The 15,193-nt window shown below is 61.7% G+C and carries 12 protein-coding genes and 2 tRNA genes; 4 read left to right on the top strand and 10 right to left on the bottom strand.

Annotated elements, in window-relative coordinates; all coding sequences use genetic code 11:
* Positions 1-77: 77 nt before the first annotated feature.
* A complete protein-coding gene (locus tag C6A77_RS21120; RefSeq protein ID WP_075046518.1) occupies positions 78-1,214 on the bottom strand; it encodes a branched-chain amino acid ABC transporter substrate-binding protein in 1,137 nt (378 codons plus the stop codon).
* Positions 1,215-1,738: 524 nt separating this feature from the next.
* On the opposite strand from C6A77_RS21120, the gene pncB reads away from it, so the two are divergent.
* Both pncB and nadE read left to right on the top strand, forming a co-directional pair.
* On the top strand, positions 1,739-2,944 hold the full coding sequence (pncB, locus tag C6A77_RS21110; RefSeq protein WP_114171213.1) for a nicotinate phosphoribosyltransferase: 1,206 nt from the start codon (positions 1,739-1,741) through the stop codon (positions 2,942-2,944).
* Between the two features lie 3 nt (positions 2,945-2,947).
* Positions 2,948-3,775: an ammonia-dependent NAD(+) synthetase gene (gene nadE, locus C6A77_RS21105; RefSeq protein ID WP_114171212.1), complete on the top strand. Its 828-nt coding sequence runs from the start codon at positions 2,948-2,950 to the stop codon at positions 3,773-3,775.
* Between the two features lie 111 nt (positions 3,776-3,886).
* On the opposite strand, the gene azu is transcribed toward nadE, so the two are convergent.
* From azu to rnr, 9 genes are all read right to left on the bottom strand, one after another.
* Positions 3,887-4,333, bottom strand: a complete 447-nt coding sequence (azu, locus tag C6A77_RS21100) for an azurin (RefSeq protein ID WP_085627326.1) — start codon at positions 4,331-4,333, stop codon at positions 3,887-3,889.
* Between the two features lie 401 nt (positions 4,334-4,734).
* On the bottom strand, positions 4,735-7,035 hold the full coding sequence (locus C6A77_RS21095; RefSeq protein ID WP_114171211.1) for a YgiQ family radical SAM protein: 2,301 nt from the start codon (positions 7,033-7,035) through the stop codon (positions 4,735-4,737).
* A gap of 203 nt (positions 7,036-7,238) precedes the next feature.
* Positions 7,239-8,636 carry a replicative DNA helicase gene (dnaB, locus tag C6A77_RS21090; protein WP_114171210.1) on the bottom strand — a complete coding sequence of 466 codons (1,398 nt, stop codon included), beginning with the start codon at positions 8,634-8,636 and terminating at the stop codon, positions 7,239-7,241.
* A 113-nt stretch (positions 8,637-8,749) separates the two neighbouring features.
* Positions 8,750-9,196: a 50S ribosomal protein L9 gene (rplI, locus tag C6A77_RS21085; protein WP_075804740.1), complete on the bottom strand. Its 447-nt coding sequence runs from the start codon at positions 9,194-9,196 to the stop codon at positions 8,750-8,752.
* Positions 9,197-9,216: 20 nt separating this feature from the next.
* Positions 9,217-10,080, bottom strand: a complete 864-nt coding sequence (locus tag C6A77_RS21080; protein WP_114171209.1) for a hypothetical protein — start codon at positions 10,078-10,080, stop codon at positions 9,217-9,219.
* 33 nt (positions 10,081-10,113) lie between these two features.
* Entirely contained in the window at positions 10,114-10,344 is a 231-nt protein-coding gene (gene rpsR, locus C6A77_RS21075) for a 30S ribosomal protein S18 (protein ID WP_003249563.1), read from the bottom strand.
* Between the two features lie 28 nt (positions 10,345-10,372).
* Positions 10,373-10,798: a 30S ribosomal protein S6 gene (rpsF, locus tag C6A77_RS21070; protein WP_003249557.1), complete on the bottom strand. Its 426-nt coding sequence runs from the start codon at positions 10,796-10,798 to the stop codon at positions 10,373-10,375.
* 305 nt (positions 10,799-11,103) lie between these two features.
* Entirely contained in the window at positions 11,104-11,850 is a 747-nt protein-coding gene (rlmB, locus tag C6A77_RS21065) for a 23S rRNA (guanosine(2251)-2'-O)-methyltransferase RlmB (RefSeq protein ID WP_114171208.1), read from the bottom strand.
* Positions 11,847-14,435, bottom strand: coding sequence for a ribonuclease R (rnr, locus tag C6A77_RS21060; RefSeq protein WP_114171207.1), 2,589 nt, complete (start codon positions 14,433-14,435; stop codon positions 11,847-11,849). Before rnr ends, rlmB begins: the two co-directional genes overlap by 4 nt.
* 270 nt (positions 14,436-14,705) lie before the next feature.
* On the opposite strand from rnr, the gene C6A77_RS21055 reads away from it, so the two are divergent.
* Together C6A77_RS21055 and C6A77_RS21050 are read left to right on the top strand one after the other, a co-directional pair.
* Positions 14,706-14,792, top strand: a tRNA-Leu gene (locus tag C6A77_RS21055).
* 88 nt (positions 14,793-14,880) lie between these two features.
* A tRNA-Leu gene (locus C6A77_RS21050) sits at positions 14,881-14,967 on the top strand.
* Positions 14,968-15,193: the final 226 nt, after the last annotated feature.

Below are 15,193 nucleotides of genomic sequence, written 5' to 3'. Positions count from 1 at the left end.
TGTGCAGATCTACGGATAAAGACAGGTACCGCGGGGCTTGGGCCCGGGGGCAGGCGCGCCCGGGCCGTGGGCCGTTGTTATTTTTGTTTTTCCAGCTGGTGGTACTTGCCTTGGGCATCCCACTGGTAGACCACATAGTCGGACACGGTCAGGTCGCCCTTCTTGTCCCACTTCTTCTCGCCCATGACGGTCTGCACCGGGTTGGCCTTGAGCCACTCGGCAGCGGCCTCGCCCTTGTTCGACTTGGCGCCGTTGAACGCGGCGGCCAGGGCTTGCAGCGAGGCGTAGGCGTACAGGGTGTAGCCTTCAGGTTCGGTACCGGCCTTGCGGAACTCCTCCACCACGGCCTTGCTGTCTGGTAACAGGCGCGGGTCGGCGCCGAAGGTCATGTACACACCATCGACGTACTGCGCGCCGCCGGCGGTGGACACCAGTTCGTCGGTAACGATGCCGTCATCGGACATGAACTTGACGTCCTTCAGGCCCTGCTCGCGCAGCTGGCGCACCAGTGGCCCGGCCTCCGGGTGCAGGCCGCCGAAGTAGACCACGTCGGCACCGGTGGAACGGATCTTGGTGACCACGGCACTGAAGTCTTTCTCGCCACGGGTCAGGCCTTCGTACAGCACCGGCTTGACGCCGCGCTTCTCCAGCTGCGCCTTGGTGGCGTCGGCCAGGCCCTGGCCATAGGTGTCCTTGTCGTGCAGTACCGCGACTTTCTTGCCCTTGAGCACATCGACGATGTAGTCGCCGGCAACGATGCCCTGCTGGTCGTCACGGCCGCACATGCGGAACATCGCGCCCAGGCCGCGTTCGGTGACCTGCGGGTTGGTGGAGCCCGGGGTGATGGCGATGACGCCAGCCTCGTCATACACCTCGGAGGCCGGGATGGTGTTGGAAGAACAGAAGTGGCCGACCACACCGATCACCTTGTCCTGATCGACCAGGCGGTTGGCCACGGCCACGGCCTGCTTCGGTTCGCAGGCGTCATCGCCTTTGACCAGGACGATTTTTTCGCCATTCACGCCACCGGCGGCGTTGATCTTGTCGGCCGCTGCCTGCGCACCTTTCATGTACTGCTCGCCAAACGCTGCGTTGGCTCCGGTCATCGGGCCTGCTACACCGATCTTGACGTCGGCCTGTACATACGAAGAAACACCCAGTGCCGTAGCTACGGCCAGAGCCAGGAAACCTTTCTTGTAAAACGTCTGCGACATGAGGTGGTGCTCCTAGAGTTTTTTTTGGTTGGCACTACAACTTCTCAGCCCTGTGCTCCGAGCAAGGGCCGTGCCACAGCATTTGTCCTCTGGAAAAACACACTGAATGGGCCGCCGGCAGGCGACCGACGGCCTTTTCTTTATTGAGCGTGCAACCGTCTGCCACGCGGCAGGCGCCACCACTGGTACAGACAAGGCGCAACCACCGGTGCCATCATTGCAACCGTGCGAAGTGTTTACGTGCAACCTGCCTGTAACAGCCGACGTCACCGAACTGCACACCCCTGGTGCGCGACTGCTACAGGCGGCACCGTTTCAAGGCTGGCGTGCGCTCGGAAAACCCCGCTGTTTTGGCAGTTCCGGCCTCTCCGCGGGCTCGCCCGCTCCCACAGGGACTGCACCGTTCTCGGGCTCAGCGGGGTCCCTGTGGGAGCGGGCAAGCCCGCGAAGAGGCCGGAACAGGCACAACAAGGTCAAAAAGGCTGGCACAATGTCCGCCACTCGCCGCTTCCGGAGCCCCCTTGATGAGCGAAAGCGCATTCGCCGAGCGCATCGTGCACAACCTGCTCGACACCGACTTCTACAAACTCACCATGATGCAGGGCGTGCTACACAACTACCCGGACGCCGACGTCGAATGGGAATTCCGCTGCCGCAACGGCGAGGACCTGCGCCCCTACCTCGGCGAGATCCGCAACCAGCTCGAACTGCTCAGCGACCTCACCCTGGATGATGGCCAGCTGGCCTTCCTCGAACGCATCAGCTTTCTCAAACCCGACTTCCTGCGCTTTTTGCGGCTGTTTCGCTTCAACCTGCGCTACGTGCGCATCGGTATCGAAAACGAGCAGCTGTTCCTGCGCCTGAAAGGCCCGTGGCTGCATGTGATCCTGTTCGAAGTGCCGTTACTGGCGATCATCAGCGAGGTGCGCAACCGCCACCTGCACCCGCGCATGCGCCTGGCCGAAGCACGCGACCAGCTGTACCGCAAGTTCGACTGGCTGCGTGCGCACGCCAGCGACGACGAACTGGCTGAGCTGCAGGTGGCCGACTTCGGCACCCGCCGACGCTTTTCCAGCCGCGTGCAGGAAGATGTGGTACGCGTGCTGCGCGACGACTTCCCGGGCCGCTTCGTTGGCACCAGCAACGTCGACCTGGCATGGAAACTGGATATCAAGCCGCTGGGCACCATGGCTCATGAATGGATCATGGCCCACCAGCAGCTCGGCCCGCGGCTGATCGACAGCCAGATCGCCGCGCTGGACTGCTGGGTGCGCGAGTACCGCGGCCTGCTCGGCATCGCCCTGACCGACTGCATCACCATGGATGCCTTCCTTGGCGATTTCGACCTGTACTTCGCCAAGCTGTTCGACGGCCTGCGCCACGACTCGGGCGAGCCGGTGGCGTGGGCGGAAAAGGCCATCGTCCATTACCAGAAACTGGGTATCGACCCGATGACCAAGACCCTGGTGTTTTCCGACGGTCTCAACCTGACCCGTTCGCTGGAAATCTTCCGTGCCCTGCGCGGTCGCATCAATGTCAGCTTCGGCATCGGTACCAACCTGACCTGCGACATCCCCGGCGTGGCGCCGATGAGCATCGTGCTTAAAATGACCGACTGCAACGGCGCGCCGGTGGCGAAGATTTCCGACGAAGCAGCCAAGACCCAATGCCGCGACGAAAACTTCGTCGCCTACATGCGCCATGTATTCAAAGTCCCCAGCAAGGAGTAACCCATGCAAGCGGTTCAGCAAGAGATTGCCCAGGCGCTGAAGGTCCAGCCGCCGTTCGCCGACGCTGCAGCGCTCGAGGCCGAAGTCGCCCGGCGCGTGGCGTTCATCAAGGATTGCCTGGCCAACGCCCGGCTCAAGACCCTGGTGCTGGGCATCAGCGGTGGTGTCGACTCGCTGACCGCCGCCCTGCTCGCCCAGCGCGCCATCAACGAGCTGCGCGCCGAAACCGGCGACAAGGCCTACACCTTCATCGCCGTGCGCCTGCCCTATCACGTTCAGCATGACGAGCACGACGCGCAGGCGTGCCTGGATGTGATCAAGGCCGATGAAGTGCACACCATCGACATCGCACCTGCGGTCAAGGCGCTTGCAGCCGAGACCGAAGCGCTCAAGGGCGGCTCGCCCAGCCTGGTCGATTTCGTGGTGGGTAACGTGAAGGCGCGCATGCGCATGGTCGCCCAGTACACCATTGCCGGCGCGCGCGCAGGCCTGGTGATCGGCACCGACCATGCCGCCGAGGCGGTGATGGGCTTTTACACGAAATTTGGCGATGGCGCTTGCGACCTGGCGCCGCTGAGCGGCCTGGTGAAGAACCAGGTGCGGGCAATTGCGCGCAGCTTCGGCGCGCCGGAGTCATTGGTGGAGAAGGTACCGACCGCAGACCTGGAAGACCTGGCACCCGGCAAGCCGGACGAAGCCTCGCATGGCATCAGCTATCAGCAGATCGATGCCTTCCTGCATGGGCAGCCGGTTGATCAGGAGGCGTTCGACATCATCGTCGCCACCTACCGCAAGACCCAGCACAAGCGGGAACTGCCGTTCGCCCCTTGATAAGGCTATGAAAGGACCTGTGGGAGCGGGTTCACCCGCGAATACGATGGTGAATCCACCGACGCATTCGCGGGTGAACCCGCTCCCACAGGGTTCACCGTCAGCCTTCGATTACTTGACGACAACCTTGCCCTTCATCATCGAGATGTGGCCCGGGAAGGTGCAGAAGAAGCTGTAGTCGCCGCCCGCTTCCAGTTTGGAAGTGTCCAGGGTGATGCTGGATTTTTCACCGGCACCGATCATTTTGGTGTGGCCAATGATCGCTGCGTTGTCAGCCTTGATGTAGTCCTTTTCCAGACCTTGCGTCATGCCTTCGGTGGCGATGGCCTGCATGTCGGCAGTCTTGCTGATCACCAGGTTGTGACCCATGACGTTCTTCGGCAGCTTGCCACCGTGGGTCAGTTCGATTTCAACGGTCTTGCAGCTCTTGTCGACCGTGAACTCTTTGGTGTTGAACGACATCTGGTCAGTCGAATCGACAGTGACTTTGCAGTCGGCGGCGAAGACAGAGGCGCTGGCGAGGGTCAGCAGGGATACCGCTACAGCTTTCGCAAACATCATGAATCTCCTTGGCAGGGTTTTATCAATTGCGAGACTGCCTGAAACCGTTCAGCCCCTTGCTGATATGAGTCAAAGGGATGGCAAGCGGCCAGCCAGTTGAATTGTTCAATCGATTGTATACAACCAAACTAAGAGCACATCATGCCCTTTTATTGGACGATGGGACAACCTCTCATTTAGGAGCAATACCAAATGCCCGTCTCCAGCTTCCTCAACAGCCTGCTCGCTGCCTACGCGCACGGCGCTACCGGAGCCCTCTGCGAGTTCTCCCGTCCGGAATGAAAGCGACTGGCCGAACACCTGACCTGTGGGGGCGGGTTCACCCGCGAATGCGATAGTGGCTTCACCGCCGCATTCGCGGGTAAACCCGCTCCTACAGGTCACATGCAGGCGCTCGATCAGCGCGGAATGACTGGCTGGCGCGGCTTCTTGTTGCCCTTGCCACCTTTGGCCGCTTCCTTGCGCTCCTTGGCCGCCTGCTGGTTGCGTGCAAACGCCTCGGCCTTGGCCTTCTCGCGCTTGTCCCACGGCTTGCTGCCGTCGCTGCCACGCGGCGGCAGGCCAGTGTGCTGGGTCAGGATCTTCTGCTCCTTGCCCACCTTGTGACTACCAGCCGGCGTCGAGTTCTTGCGGCGCGCGCTCTGGTAAGTGTCGCTCTGCGGCTGGTGCAGCGGGATCAGCTGGTGCTTGCCCGGCCCGATCAGGTCGGCGCGGCCCATGCGCTGCAGCGCTTCACGCAGCATCGGCCAGCCCTTCGGATCGTGGTAGCGCAGGAACGCCTTGTGCAGGCGGCGCTGCTCCTCGCTCTTGACGATTTCCACGCCTTCGCTCTTGTAGGTCACCTTGCGCAGCGGGTTCTTGCCCGAGTGATACATGGCCGTGGCCGAAGCCATCGGCGACGGGTAGAACGCCTGCACCTGGTCGGCACGGAAACCGTTGCCCTTCAGCCACAGGGCCAGGTTCATCATGTCTTCGTCGGTAGTGCCCGGGTGAGCGGCGATGAAGTACGGGATCAGGTACTGTTCCTTGCCCGCCTCTTTCGAGAACTTCTCGAACATGCGCTTGAAGCGGTCGTAGGTGCCGATGCCCGGCTTCATCATCTTGTCCAGCGGGCCGCGCTCGGTGTGCTCCGGGGCAATCTTCAGGTAGCCGCCAACATGGTGGGTGACCAGCTCCTTGACGTACTCGGGCGACTCCACCGCCAGGTCGTAACGCAGGCCCGAGGCGATCAGGATCTTCTTCACACCTGGCAAGGCACGGGCCTTGCGGTACAGTTCGATCAGCGAGCTGTGGTCGGTGTTGAGGTTTTCGCAGATGCCCGGGAACACGCACGACGGCTTGCGGCAGTGCTTCTCGATGTCGTGGCTCTTGCAGGCGATGCGGTACATGTTGGCGGTCGGGCCGCCAAGGTCGGAGACCACGCCGGTGAAGCCGGGGACCTTGTCACGCATCTCTTCGATTTCGTGCAGGATCGACTCGTGCGAGCGGTTCTGGATGATGCGGCCTTCGTGCTCGGTGATCGAGCAGAAGGTGCAGCCACCAAAGCAGCCACGCATGATGTTCACCGAGAAACGGATCATCTCGTAGGCCGGGATGCGTTCCTTGCCATAGGCCGGGTGCGGCACACGGGCGTAGGGCATGCCGAACACGTAGTCCATTTCCTCGGTGCTCATCGGGATGGGTGGCGGGTTGAACCACACATCCACTTCGCCGTGCTTCTGCACCAGCGCGCGTGCGTTGCCCGGGTTGGTTTCCAGGTGCAGCACGCGGTTGGCGTGGGCATACAGGACCGGGTCGTTACGCACCTTCTCGAACGACGGCAGGCGGATTACCGATTTTTCCCGGGTCACGCTCGGGCTGTCGAGAATCTGCACCACCTTGGCTTCGTTCGGGTCTTCCTGGTCGCCCTTGGCCTGCTCGATGGCGCAAGCCTGGGTGTCCTGGGTGTTCACGTACGGGTTGATGATCTTGTCGACGCGGCCCGGGCGGTCGATGCGGGTGGAGTCGATCTCGTACCAGCCTTGCGGCGTGTCACGGCGCACGAACGCAGTGCCGCGCACATCGGTGATGGTCTCGATGCGCTCGCCGTTGGACAGGCGCTGGGCCACCTCGACCACCGCGCGCTCGGCGTTGCCGAACAGCAGGATGTCGGCGCTGGCGTCGATCAGGATCGAATGACGGACCTTGTCCTGCCAGTAGTCGTAGTGGGCGATACGGCGCAGCGAGGCCTCGATGCCGCCAAGCACGATTGGCACATGCCGGTAGGCTTCCTTGCAGCGCTGGCTGTACACCAGGCTGGCACGGTCCGGGCGCTTGCCGGCCAGGCCGCCCGGGGTATAGGCATCGTCGGAACGGATCTTCTTGTCCGCGGTGTAGCGGTTGATCATCGAGTCCATGTTGCCGGCGGCCACGCCGAAGAACAGGTTCGGCTCGCCGAGCTTCATGAAGTCGTCTTTCGACTGCCAGTTCGGCTGGGCGATGATGCCTACGCGAAAGCCCTGGGCTTCCAGCAGGCGGCCGATGATGGCCATGCCGAACGACGGATGGTCGACGTAGGCATCACCGGTCACGATGATGATGTCGCAGGAATCCCAGCCAAGCAGATCCATCTCCTCCCTGCTCATCGGCAGGAAAGGTGCTGGCCCGAAGCATTCGGCCCAGTACTTGGGATAGTCGTAGAGTGGTTTGGCTGCTTGCATGTCAGTGACCGGTTCTGGTGTGCAGGGAAATCGCGGGCGCGGAATATAGCACAAATTTTGACCAAATCCGACGATGGTTGTCGGATTCATGGGAGGCCTGTACCGCCCTCATCGCCGGCAAGCCAGCCCCCACAGGGGCTCAACCGGCCTGAAAGGCAGTGATCTCCTGTGGGAGCTGGCTTGCCGGCGATGAGGGCAGTGGCTTATTCGTCGTCGTCGAAGTTGTACATGCCCGGCGCGAGGTTCTCGAAGCGGGTGTACTTGCCGATGAACGCCAGGCGCACGAAGCCGATAGGGCCGTTACGCTGTTTACCGATGATGATTTCCGCCACGCCCTTGTGCTCGGTCTCGGGGTGGTACACCTCGTCGCGGTACACGAACATGATCACGTCGGCGTCCTGCTCGATTGCACCGGATTCACGCAAGTCGGAGTTCACCGGGCGCTTGTTCGGGCGCTGTTCCAGCGAGCGGTTCAGCTGCGACAGGGCGATGACCGGGCAGTTGAACTCCTTGGCCAGGGCCTTGAGCGAGCGGGAGATCTCGGAAATTTCATTGGTACGGTTGTCACCGGCCGACCCCGGAATCTGCATGAGCTGCAGGTAGTCGACCATGATCATGGCGATTTCGCCATGCTCACGCGCCAGGCGGCGGGTACGCGCGCGCATTTCCGAGGGGCTGATACCGGCGGTATCGTCGATGAACAGCTTGCGGTCGTTGAGCAGGTTCACCGCCGAGGTCAGGCGCGGCCAGTCATCGTCGTCCAGCTGGCCGGAACGCACCTTGGTCTGGTCGATACGGCCCAGCGACGAAAGCATACGCATGATCAGCGATTCGCCTGGCATCTCGAGGGAGAACACCAGCACCGCCTTGTCGGTACGCAGCACCGCGTTTTCCACCAGGTTCATGGCGAAGGTGGTCTTGCCCATCGACGGGCGACCCGCGACGATGATCAGGTCGGCAGCCTGCAGGCCGCTGGTCTTCTCGTCCAGGTCGGTAAAGCCGGTGGACACGCCGGTGATATCGCTGTCGGAGTTGAACAGCGTGTCGATGCGGTCGATGGCCATGGTCAACAGTTCGTTGACCCCTACCGGGCCGCCGGTCTTGGGCCGGGCTTCGGCGATCTGGAAGATCTGCCGTTCGGCATCATCGAGAATTTCTGCGGCGTTGCGCCCTTGCGGGTTGAACGCGTTGTCGGCGATGTCGGTACTGATGCTGATCAGCTGACGCAACGTCGCCCGCTCGCGAATGATCGCGGCGTAGGCCTTGATGTTGGCCACCGACGGGGTGTTCTTGGCCAGCTCGGCCAGGTACGCCAGGCCACCGACTTGCGAGGACAGGCCTTCCTTGTCCAGTTGCTCGTGCAGGGTTACCACGTCGAATGGCTGGTTGGCGTCGGCCAACTTGTGCACGGCACGGAAGATCAGGCGATGGTCATGCCGGTAGAAGTCGCCATCCGATACCTGGTCCAGCACCCGCTCCCAGGCATTGTTGTCCAGCATCAGGCCACCGAGCACGGCCTGTTCGGCCTCGATGGAATGCGGCGGCACCTTCAGGGCTGCGGTTTGCAGGTCTAGCTGTTCGGAGGTGGTGATCTCGTTCATGGCCACGAAAGAATTCTGGAGGACGAAAAAGACAAAGGGCACGGCCTGTCGAAAACAGGACCGTGCCCGATGTTAACCGCCTGACCCGCAAGGAGCCAGACAGTCAGCGCAGCTTAGGCAGCTACGACGACCACACGTACGGTGGCTTCAACGTCGCTGTGCAGGTGCACGGCTACGTCGTATTCGCCAACCTGACGGATGGTGCCGTTCGGCAGACGAACTTCAGCCTTGGCCACTTCAACGCCGGAGGCGGTCAGGGCGTCAGCGATGTCGTGGGTGCCGATCGAACCGAACAGCTTGCCTTCGTCGCCAGCGGTGGCAGTGATGGTCACTTCCAGCTCGGCCAGTTGGGCAGCACGGCTTTCAGCCGAAGTTTTCTTGTCAGCGGCTGCTTTTTCCAGCTCGGCGCGACGCTCTTCGAACGCAGCCAGGTTGGCGGCGTTGGCAACGGTGGCCTTGCCGAATGGCAGCAGGAAGTTACGGCCGTAACCAGCCTTAACTTTTACTTTGTCGCCCAGGTTGCCCAGGTTAGCGACTTTTTCCAGCAGGATCAGTTCCATTTGGTAAAACCTCTTAACTTTTAACCTTCACCGTTCGCGGAGTCATTCCCCTTGGGGGACTTGCGACCGCGAAAATCAATCAGGCTGTCGACAATGGCCAAAACCACCAGCAACGGATAAATCAGCTGCATGATCAGCGGCAGCGTCACGTACATACCCACCAGCCAGAAACCGGCCAGTCGGCCCTGAGCCCCCAGCCCATGCATCAAGGCGATGCCGGCCAGCACCAGTACCAGGCTGGAAGCCGATGCCAGGATGATGAACTGCGGGCCGATAAACGGCGCCACCACCATCACTGCCACCAAGACCGCCATGGTCTGTTTCGGCAACTTCAGTTCGCGAAACTCGCGACCGAAGCCTCCAGGGTTGTACAACGCTGCCTGCCAATAGCGCGCCAGCATCAACGCCAGCACACTGAACAATTGCACCGTCACTGCTGTGGAAGCGACCAGCACAGGGCGGATCAGCTCACCGGAGAGCACCGGTTGCCCTTCGATTTTCGGCATGGCTTCGGCAAATGCCTTGGCCAGCACATCGAAGGTTTGCGCCAGCGCCAGATCAAGCACGAGGCTGAACGCCACGGCGAACACGGCACTGGTCAGCAACACCCGGCTCCAGGGATGCTCGGCACGCAACATGGCGGCCAGAGCCAAGGCACCCGCAATCACCAGAAAGGTGATGGGATCGCCCATGCCCCACACGGCCAGCCCGGCCAGCAGGCCGCCGGCGATGACCGATGTAGCATCCTTGAAGCCACGCCGCAGCAGCACAAGGCTGCTGGCAGCGGCACTCAACCAGAACAGCAGCGGCAGTACCGCGCTGATGACCACCACCAGGGTGGCCTGCACACGACCGCGCATGATGAAACTTGCTAACGCTCGCATGCTAATCCCTTACTGCTTGTCGACGACCCGGTCTCAGCGGCCGTGGCTGTCGGTGTAGGGCAGCAGGGCCAGGAAGCGGGCGCGCTTGATAGCGGTAGCCAGCTGACGCTGATAACGAGCTTTGGTACCGGTGATACGGCTTGGAACGATCTTGCCGGTTTCGGATACGTAAGCTTTCAGGGTGTTGAGATCTTTGAAGTCGATCTCTTTCACGTCTTCAGCAGTGAAGCGGCAGAATTTACGACGACGGAAGAAACGTGCCATTTAATAGGCTCCTCTAAAGGTCCGTGGATTACTCGTCAGCGTTATCGCTGGAGTCGCTGTCATTGCTGTCGTCGCCTTCGGCGGAGTCAGCATGCTCAGGACGCTCGCGACGCTCACGGCGCTCGCTGCGGTTCTCTTCAGCCTTCAGCATCTCGGACTGGCCGGTAACGGCTTCGTCGCGACGGATGACCAGGTTACGGATAACGGCATCGTTGTAGCGGAAGTTGTCTTCCAGCTCGGCCAGGGCCTTGCCGGTGCACTCAACGTTCAGCATCACGTAGTGAGCCTTGTGAACATTGTTGATTGCGTAGGCCAGTTGACGACGGCCCCAGTCTTCCAGGCGGTGGATCTTGCCACCATCTTCTTCGATCAGCTTGGTGTAACGCTCAACCATGCCGCCGACTTGTTCGCTCTGGTCCGGGTGAACCAGGAAGATGATTTCGTAATGACGCATGAATGCTCCTTACGGGTTAGTAGTCTGCCAGTGAATCTGGTCAGACAAGGAGTGAATGACACTGTATGTCTTGCACGGAGGGGAGGCACATGTGCGCCTGCCAGCTCGGCAAGGGGCGCAATTGTAGAGAAGGCGGGGCGCACAAGCAAGGTGATTGGCGAATATTTGAACAGCCTGAAACACATTACAGACTGCCGGCCCTTTCGCGGGTAAACCCGCTCCCACAGGGAATGCACAGGGCCAAGGCCTTGTGCACTTCCTGTGGGAGCGGGTTCACCCGCGAAGAGGCCGGAACAGGCTATCGATTAACGCTTGGCCTGACGCTGGCGCACCGCCTCGAACAGGCAGATACCGGTCGCCACCGACACGTTCAGGCTGCTGACGCTACCGCCCATCGGCAATTTCACCAGGAAATCGCAATGCTCGCGGGTCAGCCGGCGCATGCCCTTGCCTTCCGCGCCCATGATCATCACCAGCGGCCCGGTCAGGTCCTGCTGATAAATCTCCTGCTCGGCCTCGCCGGCAGTACCGACCACCCACAGGCCACGCTGCTGCAGTTTTTCCAGGGTGCGCGCGAGGTTGGTCACGGCTACCAGCGGGATCACCTCGGCCGCGCCGCAGGCCACCTTGCGCACCACCGGCGTCAGCGTCGCGGACTTGTCCTTGGGCACAATCACCGCCGTGGCACCGGCAGCATCGGCGGTACGCAGGCAGGCGCCAAGGTTGTGCGGGTCGGTCACACCATCCAGCACTAGAATCAGCGGCGGCGTTTCAGTGCGTTCGAGCAATTCCTCGAGCATCAGCTCGCCCCACACCTGGCTCGGGCTGACCTCGGCGACCACACCTTGGTGCACACCTTCGACCCAGGCATCCAGTTCGCGGCGCTCGGCCTGGCCGACCGCCACGCGGTTTTCTGCCGCCAGCGCCAGCAGCGCCTGGAGGCGCGGCTCGCTGCGCCCTTCCGACAACCAGATCTGCTTGACCCGCTTCGGATGGTGCTGCAGCAATGCCTGCACGGCATGCACGCCGTAGATCTTTTCCAGCTGACTCATGACTTGCTCTTGCTCTTGCGTGGTGCGCCGGACTTCGGCGGGCCTTTACGGTGCTTGGTCGGCTTGCCGGACGCGGAGGCCTTGCCACCTTTGTCCGGCTTGCTGCCGGCATGGCCGCCACTGCGCGCCTCGCTCATCAGCGCCTTCTTCATTTCGCGGCTTTTGCGCACCTCGGCGTTGCGCTGCACGGCGTCTTTCGGGAAATACGCCTCGGACGCTTCGCTCTTGCGGCTGCGCGGCTTCGGCGAGGCTTTCGCTTCGGTCACCGGCTGCTGCTGTTCAACCTTGTCGGCGGTTGGCGCAGCGCCACGCTGCTTGCGACCGATCGGCGCGGCCAGGGTCTTTTCCGACACTTCGAAGTCGATCTTGCGCTCGTCCAGGTCAACACGCATGACCTTGACTTCGATGGTGTCGCCCAGGCGGAAGCTGCGCCCGGTGCGCTCGCCGGACAGGCGATGGTGCACCGGGTCGAAGTGGTAGTAGTCCCCTGGCAGCGCACTGACGTGCACCAGGCCTTCGACATAGATGTCGGTCAGTTCGACGAACAGGCCGAAACCAGTCACCGCGGTGATCACGCCCGGGAAGGTCTCGCCGACGCGGTCCTTCATGAACTCGCACTTCAGCCAGTTGACCACGTCACGGGTGGCTTCGTCGGCCCGGCGCTCGGTCATCGAGCACTGTTCGCCGAGCTGCTCGAGGGTGTTTTCGTCGTACGGGTAGATACGCGCCTTGGGGATGCTCATGGCGCCGGCCCGCTTGACGTGCGGGGTATCCACCTTGGAGCGGATGATGCTGCGGATGGCGCGGTGCACCAGCAGGTCCGGGTAACGACGGATCGGCGAGGTGAAGTGGGTATACGCCTCGTAGTTCAGGCCGAAGTGGCCGTTGTTTTCGGTGCTGTACACCGCCTGGCTCAGCGAGCGCAGCATCACGGTCTGGATCAGGTGGAAGTCCGGGCGCCCGGCGATGCTCGCCAGCAGTGCCTGGTAGTCCTTCGGAGACGGGTCCTTGCCCTTGTGCAGGCTCAGGCCCAGCTCACCCAGGAAGGCGCGCAGTTTTTCCAGGCGCTCCGGCGGCGGGCCGTCGTGCACGCGGTACAACGCAGGCACGCCGTGCTTCTGCAGGAACTCGGCGGTGGCCACGTTGGCCGCCAGCATGCACTCCTCGATCAGCTTGTGGGCGTCGTTGCGCACGGTCGGGCGGATTTCCGCGATCTTGCGCTCGTCACCGAAGATGATGCGGGTTTCCTGGGTCTCGAAGTCGATGGCGCCACGGGTGTGACGGGCATCCACCAGCACCTTGTACAGGTTGTACAGGTTCTTCAGGTCCGGCACGACGGCCTTGTACTCTTCGCGCAGCGCCTTGCCTTCACGGGTGCGCGAATGCTCGAGCATGCTGCTGACCTTGTTGTAGGTCAGGCGGGCGTGGGAGTGGATGACGCCTTCATAGAACTGGTAGTCGACCATCTGGCCGGCCTTGTTCATGGTCATTTCGCAGACCATGGCCAGGCGATCGACATGCGGGTTCAGCGAGCACAGGCCGTTGGACAGCTCTTCGGGGAGCATCGGCACCACGCGCTCGGGGAAGTACACCGAGTTGCCGCGCTGCTGAGCCTCGACGTCCAGCGCCGAGCCCAGACGTACATAGCTGGATACGTCGGCGATGGCGACATAGAGGCGCCAGCCACCGGAGAACAGGCGCAGCTTGCCCAGCGGTTCGCAATAGACGGCGTCGTCGAAGTCGCGGGCGTCCTCGCCGTCGATGGTGACGAACGGCAGATGGCGCAGGTCGACGCGCTTCTCCTTGTCCTTCTCTTCGACTTCGGAGCGGAACTTGCGCGCTTCCTTGATCACATCCTTGGGCCAGACGTGCGGGATATCGTAGCTGCGCAGGGCAACGTCGATCTCCATGCCCGGCGCCATGTAGTTGCCGATGACTTCGACAACGTCGCCTTGCGGCTGGAAGCGCGGGGTTGGCCAGTGGGTGATCTTGATCTCGACGAACTGGCCGATCTTGGCACCGCCGTTACGCCCGGCGGTGACCAGGACTTCCTGCTGGATCTTCGGGTTGTCCGGGGTCACGTAGCCGATACCGCCTTCTTCGAAGTAACGGCCGACCACGCTTTCGTGGGCGCGGGAGATGACCTCGACCAGCACGCCTTCACGGCGGCCACGGCGGTCGACGCCGGAGACACGAGCCAGGCCGCGGTCACCGTCGAACACCAGGCGCATCTGCGACGGGCTGAGGAACAGGTCTTCGCTGCCGTCGTCCGGGATCAGGAAGCCGAAGCCGTCGCGGTGGCCGGAGACACGGCCGCAGATCAGGTCAAGCTTGTCTACCGGGGCATAAGTGCCGCGCCGGGTATAGATAAGCTGGCCGTCGCGCTCCATGGCACGCAGGCGGCGGCGCAGGGCTTCGATCTGGTCTTCGTCGTACAGACCGAACTCGGCCGCCAGTTCCTCGCGTGCGGCCGGTTCGCCACGGTCGGCAAGGCGCTGCAGGATCAGCTCACGGCTGGGGATGGGGTTGTCGTATTTTTCCGCTTCGCGAGCGGCCTCGGGATCGAGGGATTGCCAATCGGCCATCAGAAGGGGTTCACCTTGGGGTATATAGATATGAATTCTGGCATAGGCGTATTGAAACCGGAAATGTCAGCCTTGGACAGCCCCACCGGCGTCTCCGACGAGCAGGAATAGGCCTGCGGAATCAACAAGTTGAATTTTTTGAAAATTTTTTCGCCCAGGGGGTTTACAGCCCCTCGGACCGTCCGTATAGTGCGCACCACAACGACGGACAACCCCGAAGTTGTAGTAGAGATGAGCGACGCTGTAAAGCATCTTTTATCTCGAATGTGTGCCCAGGTGGCGGAATTGGTAGACGCGCTGGTTTCAGGTATCAGTGGCTTAACGGCCGTGGAAGTTCGAGTCTTCTCCTGGGCACCAAATATTTTCAAGTAACAGATGACCAAGGATCTGTTACTACTGTGTGAAAGCGAACGATAGTCGCCTTCTCCAGATGATGCAAAGCTTTGCCCAGGTGGCGGAATTGGTAGACGCGCTGGTTTCAGGTATCAGTGACTTAACGGTCGTGGAAGTTCGAGTCTTCTCCTGGGCACCATACAAAAACCCACTAGCTTGCTAGTGGGTTTTTTCTTGCCTGCGATTTTTGTATCCCTCCCCCCTTTCGGCCACAGGACAAACCTGTTCCGACCTCTTCGCGGCTAAAGCCCACAGGTATTGCACACGGCCCACAGGCCACACCAATCCTGTGGGAGATTCTATGGTTTTCAGCAAGCCAGTTTCCCGCCTTTGGTGACGTATTCGTCCTGATTTTTCATCAGGGC

Origin of the sequence: Pseudomonas sp. AFG_SD02_1510_Pfu_092, from assembly GCF_003331055.1 — a bacterium.
Taxonomy (GTDB): Bacteria; Pseudomonadota; Gammaproteobacteria; order Pseudomonadales; family Pseudomonadaceae; genus Aquipseudomonas.
Note: the sequence above shows the minus strand (reverse complement) of the source record. Positions and strands in the feature narration are given on the sequence as shown.